The sequence below is a fragment of the Aerococcus sp. Group 1 genome, assembly GCF_000193205.1.
Classification (GTDB): Bacteria; Bacillota; Bacilli; order Lactobacillales; family Aerococcaceae; genus Aerococcus; species Aerococcus urinae_A.
The window spans coordinates 615,168-638,809 of sequence record NC_015278.1; the positions used below are offsets into that span (position 1 = coordinate 615,168).

Annotated in this window: 15 protein-coding genes; 13 read left to right on the forward strand and 2 right to left on the reverse strand. The window is 44.5% G+C overall.

Annotated features, from left to right (window positions below; translation table 11 throughout):
* The first annotated feature begins 39 nt into the window (after positions 1-39).
* The 12 genes from HMPREF9243_RS02955 to HMPREF9243_RS10830 all read left to right on the forward strand — a co-directional run bounded on the left by HMPREF9243_RS02955 (position 40) and on the right by HMPREF9243_RS10830 (position 20,957).
* A complete protein-coding gene (locus HMPREF9243_RS02955; protein WP_013670004.1) occupies positions 40-612 on the forward strand; it encodes a YdcF family protein in 573 nt (190 codons plus the stop codon).
* 495 nt (positions 613-1,107) lie between these two features.
* On the forward strand, positions 1,108-1,890 hold the full coding sequence (locus tag HMPREF9243_RS02960; protein WP_013669411.1) for a metallophosphoesterase: 783 nt from the start codon (positions 1,108-1,110) through the stop codon (positions 1,888-1,890).
* A gap of 36 nt (positions 1,891-1,926) precedes the next feature.
* Positions 1,927-3,219, forward strand: coding sequence for an ABC transporter substrate-binding protein (locus HMPREF9243_RS02965; protein ID WP_013668588.1), 1,293 nt, complete (start codon positions 1,927-1,929; stop codon positions 3,217-3,219).
* Positions 3,220-3,249: 30 nt separating this feature from the next.
* The gene (locus HMPREF9243_RS02970) at positions 3,250-4,125 is read left to right on the forward strand and encodes a carbohydrate ABC transporter permease (RefSeq protein ID WP_013669610.1); all 876 of its coding nucleotides are present in this window, start codon (positions 3,250-3,252) and stop codon (positions 4,123-4,125) included.
* Complete coding sequence (locus HMPREF9243_RS02975) at positions 4,115-4,948, forward strand: carbohydrate ABC transporter permease (RefSeq protein WP_013668872.1); 834 nt, start codon at positions 4,115-4,117, stop codon at positions 4,946-4,948. Before HMPREF9243_RS02970 ends, HMPREF9243_RS02975 begins: the two co-directional genes overlap by 11 nt.
* Before the next feature lie 32 nt (positions 4,949-4,980).
* The gene (locus HMPREF9243_RS02980) at positions 4,981-6,129 is read left to right on the forward strand and encodes an ABC transporter ATP-binding protein (protein WP_013669761.1); all 1,149 of its coding nucleotides are present in this window, start codon (positions 4,981-4,983) and stop codon (positions 6,127-6,129) included.
* Between the two features lie 53 nt (positions 6,130-6,182).
* Positions 6,183-7,490 carry an ABC transporter substrate-binding protein gene (locus HMPREF9243_RS02985; protein ID WP_013669609.1) on the forward strand — a complete coding sequence of 436 codons (1,308 nt, stop codon included), beginning with the start codon at positions 6,183-6,185 and terminating at the stop codon, positions 7,488-7,490.
* Between the two features lie 69 nt (positions 7,491-7,559).
* Positions 7,560-8,366 carry a hypothetical protein gene (locus HMPREF9243_RS02990; RefSeq protein WP_013669970.1) on the forward strand — a complete coding sequence of 269 codons (807 nt, stop codon included), beginning with the start codon at positions 7,560-7,562 and terminating at the stop codon, positions 8,364-8,366.
* 13 nt (positions 8,367-8,379) lie between these two features.
* A complete protein-coding gene (locus HMPREF9243_RS02995) occupies positions 8,380-9,039 on the forward strand; it encodes a DUF1868 domain-containing protein (RefSeq protein ID WP_013669242.1) in 660 nt (219 codons plus the stop codon).
* Position 9,040: 1 nt separating this feature from the next.
* A complete protein-coding gene (locus HMPREF9243_RS03000) occupies positions 9,041-10,003 on the forward strand; it encodes a nucleoside hydrolase (protein ID WP_013669120.1) in 963 nt (320 codons plus the stop codon).
* Positions 10,004-10,500: 497 nt separating this feature from the next.
* Positions 10,501-10,989, forward strand: coding sequence for a YSIRK-type signal peptide-containing protein (locus HMPREF9243_RS03005; protein ID WP_041705910.1), 489 nt, complete (start codon positions 10,501-10,503; stop codon positions 10,987-10,989).
* A gap of 131 nt (positions 10,990-11,120) precedes the next feature.
* Positions 11,121-20,957, forward strand: a complete 9,837-nt coding sequence (locus tag HMPREF9243_RS10830) for an LPXTG cell wall anchor domain-containing protein (RefSeq protein WP_013670013.1) — start codon at positions 11,121-11,123, stop codon at positions 20,955-20,957.
* Positions 20,958-21,144: 187 nt separating this feature from the next.
* On the opposite strand, the gene HMPREF9243_RS03015 is transcribed toward HMPREF9243_RS10830, so the two are convergent.
* Entirely contained in the window at positions 21,145-21,618 is a 474-nt protein-coding gene (locus tag HMPREF9243_RS03015; RefSeq protein ID WP_013669811.1) for a nuclear transport factor 2 family protein, read from the reverse strand.
* 222 nt (positions 21,619-21,840) lie between these two features.
* Between HMPREF9243_RS03015 and HMPREF9243_RS03020 the strand changes: the two genes are divergently transcribed.
* A complete protein-coding gene (locus tag HMPREF9243_RS03020; RefSeq protein ID WP_013669674.1) occupies positions 21,841-22,608 on the forward strand; it encodes a DUF4931 domain-containing protein in 768 nt (255 codons plus the stop codon).
* Between the two features lie 53 nt (positions 22,609-22,661).
* Here HMPREF9243_RS03020 and HMPREF9243_RS03025 read toward each other — a convergent pair whose 3' ends face one another.
* Positions 22,662-23,642, reverse strand: a complete 981-nt coding sequence (locus HMPREF9243_RS03025) for a LacI family DNA-binding transcriptional regulator (RefSeq protein WP_013669048.1) — start codon at positions 23,640-23,642, stop codon at positions 22,662-22,664.

A 23,642-nucleotide genomic window follows, 5' to 3' on the forward strand; every position in this document is an offset into this window, starting at 1 on the left:
ATTTAAGAGAGCACGTTTACTTGAAGAAGGGGAGACGTCATGAAGAAGAAATTGTTGATTGGTGGATCAGCCTTTGCCGCCTTAGCGATAGGCTTGCGATACATCTATAAACATTTAGACCAAGGCCAAGCCCCTCAAGTCAGTGATTTGATTATTGTGGCGGAGGGGCCTGCTGTCGAACGGGCTGAAAAGGCCGTCCAATTACTGAAGGCTGCTTATAGTCGCGCTGAAAAAAATATAGTTTCTCCCCGCTATACTGATGTGGGCGAAGATTTATTTGCTGGTTACCAGCAATTGGGGGCTGAGAGGGAGAACTTAATCGAAGAAAACCAGGCCACTTCCACCTGGACCAACGCGACTACTTCACTAGATCTTATGGATGATCTGGGTTATCATTCTGCGATTGTTGTCACTAGTGATTACCACATGCGACGTACCCGTCTGGCCTTCCAGCGAGCAAACCGAGATTACGGCTTTCAGCTCACTTATGTCAGTGCCTACTACCAAGGCCAACCTTATCCAAAACACCCTTATACCCAAAAAATGGCCCTACAAGAGCTCTATAAATATATTGGTTATTGCTTGCATTTATATCATTGGATTGATTTGTAAAGAAAAAGGCAGGACTTCCTAAATAGAGGAGGTCCTGCCTTTTTGCTATCTAATTGCTATTTAGCATGGGCTAATACTTGCGCCTTTTCTTTGGCTTGGCGTTTGCTTTCTTCGCGTTGTACCTGTTTTAAGCTCTTGTAAGGACGGCGTTGTTCGAAAAATCTTAACATAATGATTTTCTTCCTTTCTCTTTTTGGATTTTTACCTTTTGACTTGGCCAATCATTGGCTTTATGTAAATTTTACGTAAACTATTCTATCCTATTGTAAATTTAATGTAAAGCTAATTCTGATTAATTTTACATTTAATTAACATTTACTAGGGATTTCTTAATCATTCCTTATAAATTTACTTATTAGTTAATATTTGTAAAAAGACTCATTTTTATTTACCGAAAAAATACCTATTATTTACAAACTTTACTCAAAAGCGGCGCTAGAATTTACATTGCTTGGCTAAAATGAACAATGTACTTTAATGGAAAGGAGAATTCACGTGAAGTTTTTGCATCTGTCAGATACCCATTACTTGGACAATTACCAGGGCGAATTTGAAGTATTTGGTATCGACTATGAACCCCATGAGAAACTTTTCCATGCTCTAGAAACGTTTGATTTTAATAGCGTGGACTTTGTGGTGAACACAGGTGACTTGATTCATGATGGCGGTGTCGAAGATTACCAAGCTTTAGACCGAATTTTAAGGTCTTATATGCCAGAAGATATGCCTTTGTACTATGTCTTAGGTAACCATGACAATAAGGCAGCCTTTTACCAAGCCCTGTACGGCAAGGAAGCTGATGAAGGATTGAACTATGTGGTTGATTTTCAAGGCTATCGCTTAATTATCATAGATACTGCCGAACAGAGTCGTCACCACGGTATCATTTCAAAAGAATTAGAAGCTTGGGTGGCTGATCAATTAGCAACGCCTAGTGAAAAGGGTACCTTACTTTTCCACCACCATCCTCTACTTATTGGCTGGGAACCAGGAGTGATCGAAACTGAGATTAGTGACAGCTATCTGGATCTATTAGAACAGTCCGATGTACGGGGGATTTTTACTGGTCACCTTCATGAAAACCGCCATGCTATGGTTAGAAATATCCCGCAACACACGGCGGCTTCATTAGCTTTTGGTTTAGAACAAGTTGGAGATGTGGCTTTCTTTACTGATCAATTGGGTTATTCCGTGGTTGAAGTGAATGACGAAACCATTGATGTCTTTACGAAGACAACCAATCCAGTTACTACCCGTTATATTCAACAAGTACTGTAAGTTAATGCAAAAAATATACTTTAAAGGAGTAGAGAAATGAAGCTTAGAAAATGGTTATTGAGTGGTTTAACCTTATTAACAGGTTTATCTTTAGCCGCATGTGGCAATAGCTCAGGAGAGAGCGATAGCGCTGCTTCTGACGGCCCCGTAGAAATTGAATATTGGTACCCTAACGCCGACACCCAAGGGGGACAAACGGTTACTGAACTGATTAATGAGTTTAACGAGTCCCAAGATGAAGTTCATGTAACGGGAGTCTTCCAATCAGGAATGTACCAAGGTTTGATGCAAAACCTCCAAACCAATGCAGCTGCTGGTCAAGTGCCCGCTCTAGTTCAAATTGGTTGGTCTTACCGCGAATACTTTGCCAATAACTTTGAATATAGCCAACCCCAAGAAATTATTGACAACTTATCCACCGAAGACAGTAGTTTTATCACTGATAAGTTCGAAGAAAATATCTATAGCTTAGCGACAGCCAATGATGATTCCCAAGTTGGTTTACCTTATTCCTTATCGGTACCGGTAATTTACTTGAATATGGATATCTTAAATGAAGCTGGAGTTAATAAAGACGACCTTAAGACCTGGGAAGATATCCGAGAAGCGGCTCAAACCATCAGTGAAAATACTGACCACACCGGCCTATATATCCAAGAAGCGGAAGATAACTGGAATATCCAATCCATGGTGGAATCTAACGGCTCTCAAATGCTTAAAGACGGTAAAGCCGCATTTGCTGACGATAAAGGGAAAGAAACCTACCAATTCTACCAAGACATGGTTGAAGAAGGCAGTGCTATTCACGCTTCAGGAGAAGATGGTCAACAAGCCTTCATCTCAGGAAACATCGGCATGTGGCACCAAACCATCGCCCAACGGACCAATGTCATGAATAATGCCAATTTTGAAGCTGTAGCGATTCCTTCTCCTGCCTTTGAAGGCGAAGAAATTAATAAACCAGCTGGGGGTTCTATGCTTGTGGTGACTGCCCAAGATGATGACCAACAATTAGCTGCTTGGAAATTTATGAAGTTCTTATATGAACCAGACAACATTGCTGCCTGGACTAAGGGAACTGGCTATGTGCCACCAACGAAAGATGCTTCTGATAATGAAGAATTACAAACTTTAATTAAAGACGATAAAATCTTCCCAGCAGCCTATGCCAACTTAGAAAATCTGGTTCCATGGGCACCATTCCCTGGTAACTCCGGTATGCAAGCAGAACAAATGCTCATTGACCTCAAAGACCGTGTCTTAGGTGGGGCTGACGTGGATACCGAAGTACAAAATACCCAGGATGAAATTAACCAATTGATTAAATAACAATGCTTGATATTTAGAAGGTGAGGAAATATGAAAGAGCGTTATAAACCGCTATGGTATCTACTACCAGCCATTCTCATATTTGGTATATTTGTAGCTTGGCCTACACTCTATACTTTATATTTGAGTTTCTTTGAATGGAATATGGTCAGTCCTAAGAAGACATTTGTAGGCTTTGACAATTACATCACTTTGTTTACTGACCCTCTAACTTATAAGATTCTATGGAATACCGTGGTCTATATTCTTATCTTGTTAGTTGTTAACTTTGCTGTTCCTTATGTGATTGCCTTTGTGCTTCATTTCTTAATTCCAAAGTTCAAAGACTTCTTTAAATCCGCATTTTTCCTACCTTCATTTATTTCAATGGTGGTTGGATCAATTGTATATAACTGGATTCTGAACCCAACCTCAGGACCAGTGGCTAAATTATTAGGCTTTGTTGGGATTAACCTCCCTAATTGGTCAACCTCCCAAAGCCTGGTGATTGTGGTCATTTGTTACATTACGGCTTGGAAAGTTTTTGGTTATAACTTTATTACACTTTATGCAGCAATTTCAGGGATTGATAATGAAGTCATTGAGAGTGCCCGCTTGGATAAAATTCCTTCCTGGCGTGTCTTCAAAGATATTGTTATGCCGATGTCTTCCTCAACGGGTTTATACGTATTCATTATGACCATTGTTACCGGTCTCCAATACGTCTATACACCGATCTCAGTGATTACCTCGGGGGGACCAGATAACGCCTCATCTAACTTGATTTATGAATCCTACAAGAATGCCTTTGTCCTCTTCCAAACCGGGTACTCGGCAGCCATGTCAATTGTGACTTTGCTACTCTTTTCTATCTTACTGTTCTTGAACTTCAAGTTCAGCGAAAGGGGTGTCTACTATGCAAACTAGGGGAAAATGGAGCGCAAGTAATGTGATTTGGACCATTGTTTTCATCCTAATCGTCATCATATGGCTGATGCCTATTCTGTTTGCCTTGGGCACTTCTTTGAGACGCTTACCGGATGTTTATGATAATGTCCTGGCTTTCATCCCATTGCAACCGGTCTTTGATAACTACATCAAGTTGATGGACCGCTTGCCATTACTTAGGATTGTGATGAATACCTTTACCATCGCCACAACTGTAACGGTGGCTAAGTTAGTGATTTCCTTCTTAGCTGCCTATGCCTTTGTCTACTTTGACTTTAGAGCGAAGAAATCATCCTATTTTCTCTTTATTTCTTCCATCTTTATTCCCTTTACGGTAACCATGATTCCAAACTACCTCATGATTAACCGGATGGGACTAGGCGACAATATTTTTGGGGTAGTCTTCCCCTTAGTTGCTGATGCTACTGGGATCTTATTAATGAACCAAGCCATGCGTAATATTCCTTATTCCTTGATTGAAGTGGCTAAATTGGACAATATTTCGGATTGGCGAATTATGAAGGATATTATTGTTCCACTTATTCGTCCTCAATTAACTTCCACCGGGATATGGTTCTTTATCAACTCTTGGAACGAATTTGTATGGCCATCCCTCTTCTTAAAAACAGAAGAAAACTTTACTTTACCACTGGCCTTACAACTCTTTATGTCGGCAGAAGGTGGTACTGACTTTACTGTTGCCATGGCAATTTCCGTGATTACCATGAGTATTCCATTATTACTCTACTTGGTATTCCAAAAATACATTATCGGTACCTTTACCTCAGCCGGTATTAAATAGATTAGTGACAAAGTAAGGAGTGTAGAAAAGTAATGACTAGAATCTTATTAGATAACATCAAAAAAGCTTATGGCGATACCGTCATTATGGAAGATATGAGCTTTTCAGTTGAGGAGGGAGAACGTTTAGTTTTACTAGGCCCCTCTGGCTGTGGGAAATCAACAATTTTACGGATGATTGCCGGCTTTGAAGAAATTACAGATGGTAATTTGATGTTTGACGAACAAAAGGTGAATGAAGTGGCCCCTGGAGACCGTAATGTAGCCATGGTTTTCCAAAACTATGCCCTCTATCCTCATATGAACGTTTATGACAACATCACATATGGCCTCAAGGTCAATAAGGTCCCTAAAGATCGGATTGATAACCGGGTCAATGAAGTAGTGGAAGCCCTAGACCTGGAAAAATATCTCCAACGGAAACCTGCTGAATTATCTGGTGGTCAGCGGCAACGGGTTGCTCTAGCACGTGCAACTGTTAAAGATAGCGATGTCTTCCTATTAGACGAGCCCCTATCTAACTTAGACGCCAAGTTACGGGTTTCAGCACGGGAATCTTTGGTGGATATCCACAGGCGTTACCGTCAAACCATGATTTACGTGACCCACGACCAGATCGAAGCCATGACTTTTGCTGATCGGATTGCTTTACTGAACTTTGGGGAACTCCAACAAATTGATACACCGGAAAATATTTACCATACCCCAGCCAATATCTTTACGGCTTGTTTTATTGGGAATCCTCCGATGAATATTTTTGATAATAGTTCCTATAAGGACGGCCGTCTCTATATCCATGAGCAGTCCGCCCCATTAGCCCCTGAATGGGTGGAATTCATTGAAGCAGGCAATTACACTAACCTCAAAGTTGGTGTACGTCCTGAAGCAATCAAAGTAACAGTCAATCCTTCAGAAACAACCTTTACTGGGGTAGTCAGCCACATTGAAAACCAAGGGGCTAACTATGCCAACTATGTGGACATTGCTGGTGAAACTATGGTGGTCTTAACTCAAATTCGCCTAGCTGACCCAGGTGACCCCATTTATATGGAATTTGAAAAGTATGACTTGCATTTCTTCGATGTTGATACGACCAATTCCATTGGTTACCCAGAAAATATCCTTAATGCTAAGCGTTTATCTGCAGGGCAAAAACCATTGCCTATTAACGCGCGCGACTAAAAGCGGTTATTTCAAATTATTAATAGTTAATATAGAAAGAGGGTTTATAAAGCATGTCGTTAAAAAATAGAATTTTTAAAGGAGCCATGGCGCTCCTAGCTGGACTTTCCTTGGCAGCGTGTGGCAATGGTGGTTCCGAATCAGCTAGCAACGATGGTGGCGGAGAAGGACCAATTGAAATTGAATACTGGCACGGAAATGCTGATACCCAAGGGGGCCAACAGGTTAAAGAATTGGTGGATAAATTTAATGAATCTCAAGATGAAGTTCATGTGACACCAGTTTATAATGAAGGCTTGTATGTAGGCTTGATGAAGAACTTACAAACTCAAGCTGCAGCTAAGAAATATCCAGCAGTAGTTCAAATTGGCTGGGCTTATCGGGAATACTTCGATGAGAACTTCGAATCCATGAAGCCGGCTGAACTCATTGACAAATATGCGGCTGAAGAAGACAAAGACTACATGGACACCAAGTTCCACGATGAATTCACTAACCTTGCTAAGAACCTAGAAGGGGAAGTTCTAGGTTTCCCTTACTCCGCTTCAACAGCTGTTATCTTCGTTAATGAAGACCTTCTCGCTGAAGCTGGTGTCAACCCCGACGAAATTAAAACCTATGAAGATTTATTTGAAGCAGCCAAAACCGTCAAAGACAAAACGGGTAAATATGGTTTGAATATTGACCAATCCAATGACAACTGGACCTCCCAACAATTAATTGAATCCAATGGGGGTAAAGTGGTTACTGACGATGGGAAGACTGCTATCGGTTCTGATGAATCCATCGAAGCTATGGGCTTATGGGCTGAAGGTATTGAAGAAGGATATGTCTTCAACGGGCAAACTGCTGATGGGCAACAATCATTCATTACTGGTGACGTAGCTATGACCAACTCAACCATCGCTCAACGTGGAAATATCACCCGTAATGCTAGCTTCAAAGCCAAAGCGATCCCATTACCAAGCTTTGGGGATAAAGAACGCGCTATTCCAGCTGGGGGCTCTTTCTTAGCCGTAACCGCCCAAGATGAAGCAGAGCAAGAAGCTTCTTGGAAATTTATTAAATTCCTCTTCGAACCAGATAACATTGCAATTTGGGACGAAGGAACTGGTTACTTACCTCCAACGACCGATGCGACAGAGAACGATACCTTGAAGAAATTAATCGAAGAAGACCAAATGTATCAAACCTCTTATGGCCAAATGGAAGACTTAGTACCATTCTCATCCTTCCCAGGGGCCAATGGTTTACAAGCATCTGAAAAATTCAGAGACGCACGTGACCGTATCTTTACTGGTGTATCTGCTTCTGAAGAACTGCCTAAAGCAGAAGACGAAATTAATCAATTATTGAACTAGTCATATGAATAGAAAGCTGGGGCAGACAAGGCTCCAGCTTTTTGTTTTATTTAGAGAGGAGGGGGAGTCATGGTTCAATTGATTAAGGAATTTATCCAAGGAAAACACCCTGATCAAGCCCGATGTGAAGACGATTATATTATTAGGGATGATTATGTCGCAGTGATTGATGGGGTAAGCTCCAAATCCACTTTTACCTATCAGGGACAAACAACAGGGAAATTAGCCAGTAGATTAATAAAGGAAGCGATTAGTCAATTGCCAAAAGCAGCTGACTTAGAAGAAATATTAGCGAGAATCAACGCCGTCATTAACCAATTTTATCAGGAAATCGCCTTTGACCTAGACCGAAAAGAATTTGGCCTCCAAGCGGTCATGGCTTTATATAGCCGGCATTTAGGGAAGATCTTCTTAATTGGTGATTGTCAAGCCAGGGTCAATGGCAGGAACTATTACCAGCCCAAACGGTCAGATGAGGTGCTCAGTCAGATGCGCTCCCTTGTCTTGGCGATTGCAGCTGGTCCGGATGAACACCAAGACCAAGACCTTGGGCGAGAAGTCATCCTACCTTGGATCATTCAATCGACCTGCTTTGCTAACCAAGCAGAGACGCCCTATGGTTATGCAGTAATTAACGGGGAAGACATCCCCATGTCCTTAATCAAGTCGATCTCTGTGAAGAGAGGAGACCGGGTAACGCTTACCAGTGATGGTTATCCTGACATTAAGGAGGACTTTTCGGCTACTGAGGCCTATTTGCAGGAAATTTTAAGGCAAGACCCGAACTTATGCCGGGATTTTCTCTCAACTAAGGGGCTTCATTCCCAGTATAATAGCTTTGATGATCGTTGCTATCTAGAATTCATTGTGACTTAGGAAGGAAATCATTATGGAAATTAATAATCCCCAAGATAAATTTACCCCAAACGGTCAAGCAATCAGTAATCCAGGTTATACAGTGATTTCTTATGCTAATGAAGCGATGAAAGAAGTGGTCGCTTCTGGAGAGAAAATTCAAACCGCCTTCACTGATTTTCCGCAGAGTGACCAAGACAAGCTGGCGCTCCTACCGCCATATAGTTTTCATATTACCATCCTAGGCCTGTTTAAGGAGCGAGACCAAGGGACGGACAAATGGCCGGCTTTCTTACCGCATACTTACTCTAGACAAAAAATCAAACAAGCCTTGGTCCAGCGTTTTGAACAAGTGGTTAAACCACAAAATATCAAAATGAAGGTGACTGGACTGATTCCTCAAGCTATCTTGCTTGAACCTAGTGATGTGGATAGCTACCACCGCTTAGATAACTACCGCCGCCAACTGGCTGATGCTTTTCAGCTGCCCATGGAAGAGGATTATCAATTTCACATGAGCCTATCCTATCTGCTCGGTGAGAAAAGTGCAGAACTTAGTGACCTCTGTCAAGAATTGGAAAGGGAGCTCTTAAAAGTGGAACCCTTCCTCTTGCCCCAAGCTGACCTGGCTTTTTATGAAGACATGCTAGCCTTCTATCCTTTGTCCCAGTCTGAAGCGCAAGTAGGTGGTTAATATGCGGCAAGTGATCATTGATACGGATCCAGGTACAGACGATAGTCTCGCCATCTTATTAGCCTTAAGTCAACCAGATATAGAAGTTATCGGCCTCACCACCGTTCAAGGCAACCAGTCACTTGAACAAATTAATGCCAATGCCAGCAGCTTGGTGAATTATCTCGGCCTAGAAACACCCATTTATTCGGGAGTTGCTTACCAAAGCCAAAATCCAATCATTAAGCAAAGCCAGCGCCAAGCCTACCATGGTGGCAAAGGCATGGGGGATTTAGACCTGCCTGCCAATAAGACATTAATACAACAAGAAAGTGCTGTCGATTTTATCATTAGTAGGGTGAAACAGGCCCCTCAAAAGGTCGATCTCCTGACGCTAGGCCCTCTGACTAACCTGGCACGGTGTCTGAAAAAAGAACCCAATTTGGCCCATGACTTAGGAAGAGTCTATTCAATGGGTGGCGGCATCCATAAAGGCAAGCTTACTCCAGTCACTGAATTTAACTATGGCTACGACGCCCAGTCGGCTCAGGCTGTCTACCAAGGGATTGGGGCAGTTAATCCAATCACAATGTGTGGCTTGGATGCTACTTACCAAGCGCTCTTTACTCCTGAACGGATTCAAGCCATTGAACAAGCTTATCCTAAGCTGGGTAGACTATTCCATGCCTTATTTGATAGTCAGATCAAAAGTTACCAAGAACGAGAAAAATTACCTGGTTGTGTTATTCATGATGTCATGTCCTTTATGCTTTATTACGCGGATGATTTTGTTGAAGACGCTCCCTTGACCTCCATGACAATTGTGACGGATAGTGACTTAGTCCAGGGGCTTTGCGTGGCGGACTTAGAGGGACGTTTTGACCAAGAAGTCAACGCCCGGCCAGTCATGGCAATTCATGTCGACCGCTATTTTAACCAGCTCATGGTAGCTTTTGCTTATTTGGAAGCAAAATTACCTGATTGATAATTTATAAATAATATTTTTATCCCTCAGACCTACTTTTATTGTTAAATTGGGCTGAGGGATTTTTTGTACTTTGATCTATAAGGGATAGTTCAGATACAAGAGATAGTATTTTAATAAGTACAAACTTGTATAATAATGTCCAAGAATTAGCCGGTTTACCGATATTTTATAATAAATAAGACAAGTTTTACGGCTGAGAGGGACATTTGACCGAGGGTTCCTGATTAAAAAATACATTATATTGTACATTAGATCTTTTAATTTAATAAATAATGTAAAAATGATAAGCTGAAAAACCCTTAATTAAAAAGGGATTAAAGCACTTTCAAGAAAAATCAAGAAAAGTAAACAAAGTGATCGATTTTCTTAAAGTTATTTTAAAAAACTAGTTTTTAAAAATTTTTTTGCTTTACTGAAGGAGCATAATTTATTGAATGCACATGTCAAGAAACATGCGTTGACGGTGACAAGAACTATAGAAAGTAGTTGAAAATATGGTAGGGAAAAATAATTTTAAGTTATTGCGAGAGAAAAATAGCAATCGCTATTATCGCTACAGCATTAAACGTTTAAATATCGGGGTAGCCTCAGTAGCAGTGGCAGTGGGTCTGCTCTTCATGGGGGACGCTTCGGTAGTACGCGCTGCTGTTGATGAAATCCATGCTGAAGAGACTTCACGTCCAGTTGATGCTTCCAAGCTCCTGACTACTGACAGCGTGCCAGTTCCGGAGCCTGTTGCAGATAATGACAAGTTAGATAAGGCTCAAGCTCCTGAACCAGTGCATTCTGTTAATGACAAAATTGCTGCAGAAACAGATCCAGTAGCTGAAGTAGCTCCACAGATTGAAGAAAAAACTATAACTTCTTCTGATGCAGCTCCAGCTGAAATAGTGCCAGTGGCTGAAGACAAAGCTGTAACTTTTCCTGATCTAGCTCCAGCTGAAGAAAAAAGGCTGAAAAAGTTCAAGCCAATAATTCCGTAGAAGCTGCTGTTGAAAAAGCAGTTGATGTACCAAAAACAGCTGCCTATGTAGCAGAAGCAGGTGCGGAAATTCCAGGTGCCAGTGCTGAAGCAGCCCGCGAAGCCCAACTTGATCGCTTAGCCAAGAAAGTCTTGGCGGCATCAAACCCTAAAGCAGTTCTTAAAGAAAATCTTAAGGACATCTATGCGGAAGAAGACGTTGACGGTATCCTTAACTATGTCAATCTAGCTAATGTAAGTAACGGTCATCAGTTGATGGATGAAATCAGCAAGGCAGGCCTTCAATACGCCAACGACAAACGCCGCCCAGGCTTTGCTTTCTATGCAGCGCCAGAATTACCAAGTGAAGTACGCGTTGGTGGTGCTCCTGTTGCTTTAGGTGATGCTAATACTCCGCTTACCCACAAGGGAGACGGACTTGTTTATGGTACAGCTGGACAGCCAGCTAAATACACCTTTAAAGCTACTCCAAATAAGGGAGCTAATAAAGTTGATTTTGAATTGATTTATAATGTAGGGCCTAACGGCTTAAATACTCTCCGTTCAGCAACACATGATGGACGTTTAGGTATCACATTAGGTTCTGGTTTTAATGTTTCAGATAGCAGTATCATCCCAGCTACAGCAGAGATTCCAGGAAATAAATTCTATGAAAAACCTAAAGCTGTTCAATTACGTAAAAACGGTCAGCTAGGCTACGAAGGTTTTTCACTTTCATCGTCTATTCCTTTGCCTAATGTAGATGCAATGAAAAGCCATCCGCTTATATATAAATTTTCTGTTCCTGTTAAAGATTGGAATGGTAAGTTAGATTATAAAGCGACAATTGGAATGTTTAATACAGCTTTCACAGATCAAAATGGCGGTAAGAAAGATCCATTATCAAGAGATAATTATTTTGTTAATAGTGCTATTCAACAAGGTGACTTAAACCCTGAAGCTAACTTTGGTACCCGCGAAAAAGTTACCAAGTCACCAATCAAATTCCAAACCAAGTATAAGACAACGACCGAACTCCCTATCGGTGCAGCTAAAGAAGTTAAGCGCGGAGAAGAAGGGGTTGCCAAGCATATTAAAACAGTTCGTACCTACAAGGGCGTTGACTTAGGGGAAATTGGTGAACGTGATGAGATCGAAAAACCAGCAGTAGATGCTGAAATCCTTCTCGGGGTAGGCCTTCCTGAAGGTCAAAAATTACCAGTCGAACCTCCAGTAGTGAATCCTCGTTTATCTGGTGATACGACAATTAGTGGTACAGCTGAACCAAACAAACTAATCACTGTTACAGTTGGAAATAAGACTTACAAGACTAGTACCAATCCTGATGGGGAGTTCCAAATTTCTAATATAACGCCACTAAATGAAGGCGATACGATTTCAGCTGTTGTACACGATGGCGATCGTACTAGTCGCCCAGGTAAGACCATTGTTCCTCGTGATGGACGTACTCCTAAGATTACAACCGAACGTGGTGAAAAAGACGGTCGTCCAGGAACAAAGGTTACCGTAATCGATCCGGTAACTGGAAGAACCTTGAATGAGACTTTCGTTTATGACGGCGCCAAAGGTGACCCTGGAGCAGTCGGCCCTCAAGGACCAAAAGGAGACGCAGGAGCTAAAGGTGAAAAAGGAGATCCTGGTAAAACAGGTGCTCAAGGTCCCCAAGGCGAACAGGGAGCAACAGGTGAACGCGGCCCCCAAGGTCCAAAAGGAGACACCGGCGCAGCTGGTCCTCAAGGTCCCCAAGGCCCACGAGGCGAACAGGGAGCAACAGGTGAGCGCGGTCCCCAAGGTCCAAAAGGAGACACCGGCGCAGCTGGCCCCCAAGGTCCTCAAGGTCTACGGGGAGATAAAGGTGAACAGGGTGTTGCTGGTGCCAAAGGTGAAAAAGGCGATGCTGGTAAGTCCTACGTTCCAGTTGTTGACCGCGATGACGCTAACAAACAAACCACCATTAAATTCTACCCAGCTAAATCTGACGGCACTGCCGATACAACGAAGAACCCAGTAGCCCAAGGTGTCGTTAAAGACGGCAAAGACGGTCAAAAAGGCGACAAGGGTGAAACCGGTGCTACTGGTGCCCAAGGCGAAAAAGGTGACGATGGTAAATCCTTCGTTCCGGTTGTAAGTCGCGATGAAGCTAAGAAAGAAACCACTATTAAGTTCTACCCAGCTAAGCCAGACGGTTCTGCTGATACTAACCAAAAGCCAGTCGCTCAAGGTACCGTAAAAGACGGTGAAAAAGGCGAAAAAGGTGAACGTGGTCCTCAAGGCGAACAAGGTCTGAGAGGTGAAACCGGCGCTCAAGGGCCAAAAGGTGACAAGGGTGAAACCGGTGCTCAAGGGCCAAAAGGCGATAAAGGTGAAACCGGCGCTCAAGGGCCAAAAGGCGATAAGGGTGAAACCGGCGCTCAAGGACCAAAAGGTGATAAAGGTGAAACCGGCGCTCAAGGGCCAAAAGGCGATAAGGGTGAAACCGGCGCTCAAGGACCAAAAGGTGATAAAGGTGAAACCGGCGCTCAAGGACCAAAAGGTGATAAAGGTGAAACCGGTGTCCAAGGCCCACAAGGTCCTAAAGGTGAACAAGGCGCTCCAGGAGCCCCAGGTAAGGACGGTCGTGACGGCCTAACACCATTAGTCGACGTCCGCCGCAACGATGCCAATGATGGTGTCTTGATTACAGTAACCCCACGCCACTACAATGCCCAAGGGCAAGTTGAAAACGGAACCCCAACCACTAGCGAAGTCAAAGACGGCGCTCCTGGTACCGACGGCAAGACCTATGTCCCAGTCGTTGAAAAGGGAAATGATGGGATTACCCACATCAAGTTCTACCCAGCCAAAAAAGATGGCACACCTGACAAAGACCAACAACCTATTGCTACCGGTCAAGTTAAAGACGGCGAAAAGGGTGAAAAAGGTGATACTGGTGCTACCGGTGCCCAAGGTGAGAAGGGTAAGGACGGTGCAGATGGCAAGTCCTACGTTCCCGTTGTTGAACGCGATGACGCTAACAAACAAACCACCATTAAGTTCTACCCAGCCAAGCCAGATGGTACCGCCGACAAAGAACAAAAACCTGTCGCTGAAGGCATCGTCAAAGACGGTGAAAAAGGCGAAACGGGAGCAGCCGGTGCCCAAGGTGAAAAGGGTAAAGATGGTAAGTCCTATGTTCCCGTAGTCGAACGCGATGACGCTAATAAACAAACCACTATTAAGTTCTACCCAGCCAATACAGACGGCACAGCAGACAAGAGTCAAAAACCAATTGCTGAAGGCATCGTCAAAGATGGTGAGAAGGGTGACCAAGGTCTTCAAGGTCAACGCGGTGAAAAAGGTGACACTGGTGCAACTGGTGCCCAAGGCGAAAAAGGCTTAGATGGTAAGAATGGTATTGACGGCAAGACCTATGTTCCTGTAGTTGAAAAGGGCGCAGATGGGGTAACCCACATTAAGTTCTATCCAGCCAACAAAGAAGGTCAAGCAGACCAAAGCCAAAAACCAATCGCCACTGGCCAGGTCAAAGACGGTAAAGATGGCAAGGCCCCTCTAGTTGAAACCAGCCGGGTTGAAGACGCTGATGCAAGTGTTGACGGTAAGCAGCCAGGAACCAAGGTCACCATCAAAGACCCAACCACCGGTGCCGTATTGAGCGAAAGCTTTGTTAAAGACGGTGAAAAAGGTGACAAGGGCGACCCAGGCGAAAAAGGCCTAGATGGTAAGAACGGTCGCGATGGGTTAACCCCATTAGTTGATGTTAAACGCAACCCTGCTAACGATGGCGTGATCATTACCCTAACCCCACGTTCCTACAATGAACAAGGTGAAGTAGTTACCGGAACCCCTGTAACTAGCGAAGTCAAGGATGGTGCTAACGGTAAGACCTACGCTCCAGTAGTTAAGAAAGGCCAAGATGGCGTAACATCCATCAAGTTCTATCCCGTTGATCCTAAGACCGGTAAGGCTGATGAAAGCCAAGATCCCGTAGCAACCGGTGATGTGAAAGACGGTGCTAAGGGAGACAAGGGTGATCCTGGTGAACGTGGCGAAAAAGGTCAAGATGGTGTAAACGGTAAGACTTTCGTTCCGGTTGTTGAAAAGGGAGCAGATGGCACCACTACGATCAAGTTCTACCCTGCAGGCGCAGATGGTCAAGCCGATAAGACAAAAGATCCCGTGGCAACTGGTGAAGTGAAAGACGGGAAGACCCCAATCGTTGAAACCAGTCGTCTCAAAGACGTTGATCCTAACACCGATGGCGATCAACCAGGGACCAAAGTCACGATTAAGGATCCTGAAAATAATAAAGTCTTGAGTGAAAGCTTTGTTAAAGACGGTGAAAAAGGTCAAGATGGTGCTAAAGGTGACAAGGGTGATCCTGGTAAAGATGGAACTTCCTTTGCTCCAGTAGTTGAAAAGGGTGCTGATGGTGTTACAACCATCAAGTTCTATCCAGTCAATCCAGAAACCGGTAAGGCTGATACCACGAAGAAACCAGTCGCTGAAGGGACAGTTAAGGACGGACAAGACGGTAAGGACGGTCTGACACCTAAAGTTGAAACCCGTCGTAACGCTACCAATGATGGTGTCATCATCAAGGTGACTCCACAAGTCCGCAATAGTGATGGTCAAGTCGTTGACGGCACCCCAACCGAAACAGAAGTCAAAGATGGCCAAAACGGTAAGACTTATGCCCCAGTGGTAGAAAAAGGCCAAGACGGTGTTACAACGATCAAGTTTTACCCGGTAGATCCTAAGACTGGTAAGCCTGATAAGACCAAGGACCCAGTTGCTACTGGTCAAGTTAAAGACGGTGCTAAAGGCGACAAGGGTGACCCTGGTGAGAAGGGTCAAGACGGTAAGAATGGTGAAAATGGCAAGACCTTTGCCCCAGTGGTAGAAAAGGGCCAAGATGGCGTAACATCCATCAAGTTCTACCCGGTAGATCCTAAGACAGGTGACCCTGACAAGAACCAAGCGCCAGTCGCAAGTGGCGAAGTCAAAGATGGCAAGACCCCAGATGTTAAAACAGAACGCGTAGAAGACGCTGACCCATCGACTCAAGGCAACCAACCAGGTACCAAAGTAACGGTTACAGACCCAGAAACTGGTAAAGTCATCAGCGAAAGCTTCGTTAAAGACGGCGAAAAGGGCCAAGATGGCGCCAAGGGTGAAAAAGGTGACAAGGGCGACGATGGCAAGACCTTTGCTCCTGTGGTAGAAAAAGGTCAAGACGGTATTACAACGATCAAGTTCTATCCAGTCGATCCTAAGACCGGCAAGCCAGATACCAAACAAGACCCAGTCGCTACTGGGCAAGTCAAAGACGGTGCCAAAGGTGACAAGGGTGACCCAGGTGAGAAGGGTCAAGATGGTAAGACTTATGCCCCAGTTGTTGAAAAGGGTGCAGACGGTACCACCACGATTAAGTTCTATCCAGTGAACCCTGAAACAGGCAAGGCAGATACGACCCAACCAGCCATTGCCGAAGGTTCTGTCAAAGACGGTAAAGATGGCAAGACCCCAGTCGTTGAAACCACTCGCGTGGAAGACGCTGACCCAACAACTGATGGTAACCAAGCAGGGACTAAAGTGGTTGTTAAAGACCCAGAAACAGGCAAGGTTATCAGCGAAAGCTTCGTCAAAGACGGTCAAAATGGTATTGACGGCAAGACCTTTGCCCCAGTTGTTGAAAAAGCTACAGATGGTACCACCACGATCAAGTTCTACCCAGTCGATCCGAAGACTGGTAAGGCAGATACCAGCCAACCAGCAGTCGCAGAAGGCTCTGTCAAAGATGGTCAAAACGGCAAGTCTTCATACACCACAGTGGTTGAAGGACCAAATGCAGCCGGTGAACCAGGTCGTTGGATCATTAACTACTTCGACAAGAATGGCGACGGTAAATTTACCGACGATGAAATCGTGTCAACCCAATTTATCCGCGACGGTAAAGATGGGAAGGACGGCAAAGATGGGAAGACCTATGCTCCTGTTGTTGAAAAGGGCGCAGACGGCACTACTTCCATCAAGTTCTACCCTGTCAATCCAGAAACAGGCAAGGCTGATCAAAGCCAACCTGCTGTAGCTGAAGGAACAGTTAAGGACGGCCAAGACGGTAAGACTTTTGCTCCAGTCGTTGAAAAAGGCCAAGATGGTGAAACAACCATCAAGTTCTATCCAGTGAATAAAGAAACTGGCAAGCCAGATACAAACCAGCCAGCTGTTGCAGAAGGCAAGGTTAAGGACGGCAAGAACGGTAAAGATGGCCTGAGTCCTAAGATTGAAACCCGCCGCAACGACGTCAACGATGGTGTGATTATCAAGGTTACTCCACAAGTTCGCGACGCAGAGGGCAATGTTGTTGATGGCACCCCGACTGAAACCGAAGTTAAGGACGGGAAGAACGGTAAGACCTTTGCTCCTGTTGTGACAAAGGGCCAAGATGGTGAAACAAACATCAAGTTCTACCCAGTCGATCCTAAGACGGGTGAAGCGGATACCAAGCAACCAGCTGTCGCTGAAGGAACGGTTAAAAATGGTGCAGATGGCAAGACCTATGCTCCAGTTGTTGAGAAGGGTGCAGATGGCACAACGACCATCAAGTTCTACCCACTCAACAAAGAAACCGGTAAGCCAGATACAAGCCAACCAGCTGTTGCAGAAGGTGCGGTAAAAGACGGTGTAAATGGTAAGTCAGCCTACACCACCGTGGTTGAAGGACCAAATGCAGCCGGCGAACCTGGTCGTTGGATTATTAACTACTTCGACAAGAATGGGGACGGTAAATTTACCGACGATGAAATCGTTTCAGCTCAATTTGTCCGTGATGGTAAGGACGGTAAGTCCCCAGAAGTGACCACCAAAGATAACGGTGACGGGACCCACACCATTACCATCAAGAATCCGAATGGCACCACGACAACTACAACTATCAAAGATGGTAAAGATGGCAAGGCGCCAGTCGTGGAAACCAATCGGGTTGAAGATGCTGATCCAAATACCCCAGGAAACCAAGCCGGTACCAAGATTATCGTTAAAGACCCAGAAACCGGCAAAGTCATCAGCGAAACCTTCGTAAAAGATGGCCAAGACGGAAAAGATGGCGAGAACGGACTCGACGGTAAGACCTTTGCCCCAGTGGTAGAAAAAGGCCAAGATGGCGTCACCACGATTAAATTCTATCCAGTAGATCCTAAGACTGGTAAGCCAGATACTAAGCAAGCAGCTATAGCGGAAGGCTCTGTCAAAGATGGTAAGGATGGTAAGTCACCGGTCGTTGAAACTAGCCGGGTTGACGATGTTGATCCAAATACCCCAGGAAACCAAGCTGGAACCAAGATTACTGTCAAAGACCCAGAAACAGGTGCTACCGTTCACGAAAGCTTTGTTAAGGATGGCCAAGATGGTCAGTCGCCTGAAGTAAGCACAAAAGATAACGGGGACGGCACCCACACCATTACCATCAAGAATCCAGATGGCACTACGACGACAACTACTGTCAAAGACGGTAAAAATGGTGAAAAAGGCCAAGATGGCCGCGACGGTATTGACGGCAAGACCTTTGCTCCAGTCGTTGAAAAGGGCGCAGATGGCACAACTACGATTAAGTTCTACCCAGTAGATCCTAAGACCGGTAAGCCAGATATCAGTCAACCAGCCGTAGCGGAAGGTGCTGTCAAAGATGGCAAAGACGGCAAGTCCCCAGAAGCTAGCTTGAAAGATAATGACGATGGTAGCCACACCATTACTATCAAGAATCCAGATGGGACCACCGCGACGACTACTGTCAAAGACGGTAAAGATGGCAAATCATCTGAAGTGACCACTAAAGATAATGGTGACGGTACTCACACTATCACGATTAAGAACCCAGATGGGACCACCACAACAACTACCATCAAAGATGGTAAGGATGGCCAAAACGGTAAAGATGGCATCGACGGTAAAACCTTTGCCCCAGTGGTAGAAAAAGGTCAAGATGGCACAACTACGATTAAGTTCTATCCTGTAGATCCTAAGACCGGCAAGCCAGATACCAGTCAAGCGGCAGTCGCAGAAGGTGCTGTCAAAGATGGTAGAGACGGCAAGTCGCCAGAAGTTACTTTAAAGGATAATGGCGATGGTAGCCATACCATCACGGTTAAGAATCCCGATGGCACTTCTTCGACAACTACGGTCAAAAATGGTAAAGACGGCAAGTCCCCAGAAGTCACCACCAAAGACAATGGAGACGGCACCCACACCATTACCATTAAGAATCCAGACGGGACAACCACCACAACTACTGTCAAAGATGGTAAAGATGGTCTAAACGGTAAAGACGGTATTGACGGCAAGACCTTTGCTCCAGTGGTAGAAAAAGGTCAAGATGGCACCACCACGATTAAGTTCTATCCTGTAGATCCTAAGACCGGTAAGCCAGATACCAGCCAAGCAGCCGTAGCGGAAGGTAGTGTCAAAGATGGTAAGGATGGTCGTGACGGTAAAGATGGTAAGGACGGTAAGTCTCCTCAAGTTTCAATTCAAAAAAATAATGACGGTACCCACACCATTACCATTAAGAACCCAGATGGCACGACAACTACATCCACAGTCAAAGACGGAAAAGATGGTAAATCACCTGAAGTGACTACCAAAGATAATGGTGACGGCAGCCATACCATCACTATTAAGAACCCAGATGGTACCAGCTCTAGCCTAACTATTCGGAATGGTAAAGACGGTAAAGACGGCCGTGACGGTAAGAATGGCCAGTCCCAACGCATCCGCACCGAAAAAGGCAAAGATAGCCAAGGTAATTCAGGTGTTTGGGTCATTATTACTGACGACAAGGGCCATGAATTGAGCCGTGAGTTCGTTCGCGATGGCAAGACCCCATCTGTTAAGGTGGAAGAAGGCAAGAACAGCCGCGGTGAATCTGGCCAATGGATCATTGTCTTCGATGGTGACGGCAATGAAGTCTCTCGTGAATTTGTCCGCGATGGTAAAGATGGGGCCTCATCGACTCTCGAAACCGTTCCAGGTAAGAATGAGAAGGGTGAATCCGGCCTTTGGGTCATCGTCAAAGATGGCGAAGGTAAGGAATCCAGCCGTCACTTCGTCCGCGATGGTAAAGACGGCAAGGACGGTAAGGATGGCCGCAGCGTACAGAAGATCTACAACCGTCAAGGGAAGTTGATCATCATCTTCTCAGACCATACAACTGAGGAAATTGAAATTCCATGCTGCAAACCATGCCCAGAAAGTCCTAGAACACCAAAACCAGACGATCCAACACCAAATGTTCCGGAAAAACCTGAGGAACCCGGACAGCCCGATAATCCAAATCCAGGCAAACCGAACGAACCAGGTGACCCAACACCAGGCGAACCAATCGTACCAGGTAACCCAACACCAGAAGTTCCAGGTCAACCAGGTAATCCAACACCAGGCGAACCAATCGTACCAGGTAACCCAACACCAGAAGTTCCAGGTCAACCAGGTAATCCAACGCCAGAAGTACCGAACGTGCCAGGTGACCCAACACCAGAAGTACCAAATGTACCGGGTGAGCCAACACCGGAAGGACCAAACGTACCAGGCGACCCAACGCCAGAAGTACCGAACATACCAGGTAATCCAACACCGGAAGTACCAATCGTACCAGGTAATCCTACGCCGGAAGTACCGAACGTACCAGGTAATCCAACGCCGGAAGTACCAAACGTACCAGGCGACCCAATGCCAGAAGTACCAAATGTACCTGCTGAACCAAGACCAGAAGTTCCAAATCAAGCAAGTGATCCAGACAATTCATTCAAGACTAAGGACAATGAATCGGTTACAAATAAAGAACAAGAAGTTCAAAACAAACAAGCGAGCTTACCGGCCACAGGTACAGAAGTGACATCAGCGATGACAGTGATTATTGCTTCATTACTACTAAGTAGTGGTGCCTTATTAGTCAAAAACAATAAGGAAGATTAATCGCTAACTCGAATGTTACTCACTTGATTTAGAGGGCATTAGACAAAAAAGAAGCAGAACAAGACTGAAAATAATCAGTTCTTGTTCTGCTTTTTTGCATAGCTATAGATAAAATTTAGAATGAGCTTGGGTCAAAATTCTTACGCTTTTTCATTGCTTCTGATCTTTGACGCGCTTGTCACATTTTTTAATCCAATAAATCATCAAAGACAACTCGGTAACGGTAGACTTTACTGTTTTTAACCTTCCATTGTCCATCGATTTTTTCGAAATAATCATCATAGTAGCCATAACCAATAAAGGCCGATACCCCTAGGTTAACTACCCGGTCTTCAAAGGGAAAGTAGGCGTGAGCCGTATTGTCTGAAGTGATTTCAACTTCAGGAATGTGTCCCATGTGGGCGCTTTGTACGTGCTCACCCATCAAGCGTTTAGCATTTCGAATAATTTCTTCACATGAGGTCGAAGGGGTGGTTTTTTGGGGGATGAGTGGATGTTGGCCCTTGATGGGGTCATGGGCAACCAGTGACGTATCAAAAGTGACATCGTCAGCAAATACTGTCCGAAGTAGGTCGAAATCCTTACTATCAATTGCCCGCCAATACCGTGCCTTACATTGTTTAATTTCTTCGATAGCAACTAATTGGTCGATTGTTTCCATAGTGAACCTCCGTATCCATGATTTTTTAGTTATTTAGAAATAAGTCTACACCCGCTCTTTAGCTTTAACAATAGCTTAATTTTATTTTGATAAAAGTATAGTAAGTAAGAGAATGATTGGCTTTCTAGAGTAATTTTCCACCAAGACTTAAGCTTTTCTTAGGAAATCCCTCAAAAATATGCGATAATGACAATGGATATTATAAAGGAGGCGGTTGTCATTATGGGAAAGCCATTGATTTTTCATAAGGAAATTGCGGCGCAAAAGCCGGAAAATTATCGCAACGAGGGGGCTTATTGTCCCTTCTGTGATCGCGAGGCACTAACCAATATCTTCCGTGAAGAAGATGATAAGATTTGGCTTATGAATAAATACCGCACTCTGGATGATACGGTACAAACCCTGGTAATTGAGTCCCAGGAACATTGGGCCGATACCCCTACCTATAGTAAGGAAGAAAATCGCAAAATTTTTCGTTTCACCTTTGATTGTTGGCTAGACATGTTAGGAGACGATCAATTTGAGAGTGTCCTCTTATTTAAAAATTATGGTCCACTTTCCGGCGGATCTTTGCGCCACCCTCACTCACAGATTGTGGGACTGAAGGATAAGGATGGTTATGAAGAAATTAGTCTGGATGCCTTTAAGGGGTTAGAAGTTGGCAAGAAGGGGGAGGTCACCGTTACTCTGTCCACCCAACCGATTATGGGGATGACAGAATTCAATGTTTCGATCGCTGATCTCAACCAGCTGGATGACTTTGCGGATGCGGTCCAAAGCATTGTGACCTATATTTTGACGGATGACTTTAGTTCACGGAGTGGGTCTTACAATCTCTTTTTCTATCCCTTAGGCGGACGCTATTATTGTAAGGTTTTCCCGCGCTTCATTGCTAGCCCTTATTTTATCGGCTTTAAGATTGGCCAGGTTTCCTACCAGGGGCACCTAGAAAAGGTGGTTGCCAAACTCAAAGACTACCTCCCTTTTTAGATAAACTAAAAATGAGCTTTCCCAAGACCGGGGTAAAGCTCATTTTTTATTTGCTAGCACGTTTTGCCTTGTAGGAAGGACACAGGGAGCTGGTAATTGCGGTTAAGGTCGCTATCTGGTTGTTTAATTTTCTTAATTAATAGGTCAGCGATCAGATTGGCGTAATCTTGGATGGGTTGAACAATGGTAGAAAGTTCGGGATGGTAGTTTTGGATAAAACGGCTACCATCATAGCCAATAATTTTTAAGTCGTGGGGGACCTGGAGTCCTAAGTCTTTGGCCGCATCGAGGGTCAGTAGGGCAGTCAGGTCATCAGTACAGAAAATGCCGTCCAGCTGGTCCTTTTTCAGGATACTCTGAATATGTTGAACGGCTATTTTAGGCGACCGCTGCTCCTGGAGTTGGTAAACATAGGCATTCAGCTTTTGGGCTTCGATGACGGAGAGGTAACCTTCCAAACGCTGGTTGGTCGGTGAGGCAGATTTTTGACTACCGGTAAAGATTCCGATCCTTTTGGCTCCGCGGAGGGCTAGCATTTCTGTCGCAATTTGTCCCCCTTGGAAGTTATCGCTACCAACAATGGGAATTTCTTCGGAAAGATAGCGGTCAAAGGAGACGACTTGTTTTTGATAGTGATGATATTCTTCTATTCCCATATTATGAGCCCCAGCCACAATACCGTCCACTTGGTTAGCAGCCAACATACGCAAATAATGGCGCTCTTTTTCCTTATTATTCGCTGAATTACAGAGGATGGTGTAATACCCCTCTTCAAAAAAACAGCTTTCCAAGGCTTCTACTAATTCTCCATAGAAGGGGTGGGCCACACTAGGAAAGATCAGACCAATTAATTGCGTCCCTTTACCTTGTAATGACCGCGCTAAGGCATTGGGCTGATAATTTAATTCCTCCATGGCTTGGCGGACTTTATTAATGGTCTTCTCACTGAGATAGCCATAATTATTAATCACCCGGGAAACAGTTGTTGCTGACACCCCGGCTTTTTTAGCCACATCGGCTAGGGTAATCGCCAT

Excerpts from the sequence above, each read along its gene's own strand:
- HMPREF9243_RS02955 (WP_013670004.1), top strand. The coding sequence starts at position 40 with ATGAAGAAGAAATTGTTGATTGGTGGATCAGCCTTTGCCGCCTTAGCG.
- HMPREF9243_RS02995 (WP_013669242.1), top strand. The coding sequence starts at position 8,380 with ATGGAAATTAATAATCCCCAAGATAAATTTACCCCAAACGGTCAAGCA.
- HMPREF9243_RS02970 (WP_013669610.1), top strand. The coding sequence starts at position 3,250 with ATGAAAGAGCGTTATAAACCGCTATGGTATCTACTACCAGCCATTCTC.
- HMPREF9243_RS03025 (WP_013669048.1), bottom strand. The coding sequence starts at position 23,642 with ATGGCGATTACCCTAGCCGATGTGGCTAAAAAAGCCGGGGTGTCAGCA.
- HMPREF9243_RS02975 (WP_013668872.1), top strand. The coding sequence starts at position 4,115 with ATGCAAACTAGGGGAAAATGGAGCGCAAGTAATGTGATTTGGACCATT.
- HMPREF9243_RS02980 (WP_013669761.1), top strand. The coding sequence starts at position 4,981 with ATGACTAGAATCTTATTAGATAACATCAAAAAAGCTTATGGCGATACC.
- HMPREF9243_RS02985 (WP_013669609.1), top strand. The coding sequence starts at position 6,183 with ATGTCGTTAAAAAATAGAATTTTTAAAGGAGCCATGGCGCTCCTAGCT.
- HMPREF9243_RS02965 (WP_013668588.1), top strand. The coding sequence starts at position 1,927 with ATGAAGCTTAGAAAATGGTTATTGAGTGGTTTAACCTTATTAACAGGT.
- HMPREF9243_RS03000 (WP_013669120.1), top strand. The coding sequence starts at position 9,041 with ATGCGGCAAGTGATCATTGATACGGATCCAGGTACAGACGATAGTCTC.
- HMPREF9243_RS03005 (WP_041705910.1), top strand. The coding sequence starts at position 10,501 with ATGGTAGGGAAAAATAATTTTAAGTTATTGCGAGAGAAAAATAGCAAT.
- HMPREF9243_RS02990 (WP_013669970.1), top strand. The coding sequence starts at position 7,560 with ATGGTTCAATTGATTAAGGAATTTATCCAAGGAAAACACCCTGATCAA.
- HMPREF9243_RS03015 (WP_013669811.1), bottom strand. The coding sequence starts at position 21,618 with ATGGAAACAATCGACCAATTAGTTGCTATCGAAGAAATTAAACAATGT.
- HMPREF9243_RS03020 (WP_013669674.1), top strand. The coding sequence starts at position 21,841 with ATGGGAAAGCCATTGATTTTTCATAAGGAAATTGCGGCGCAAAAGCCG.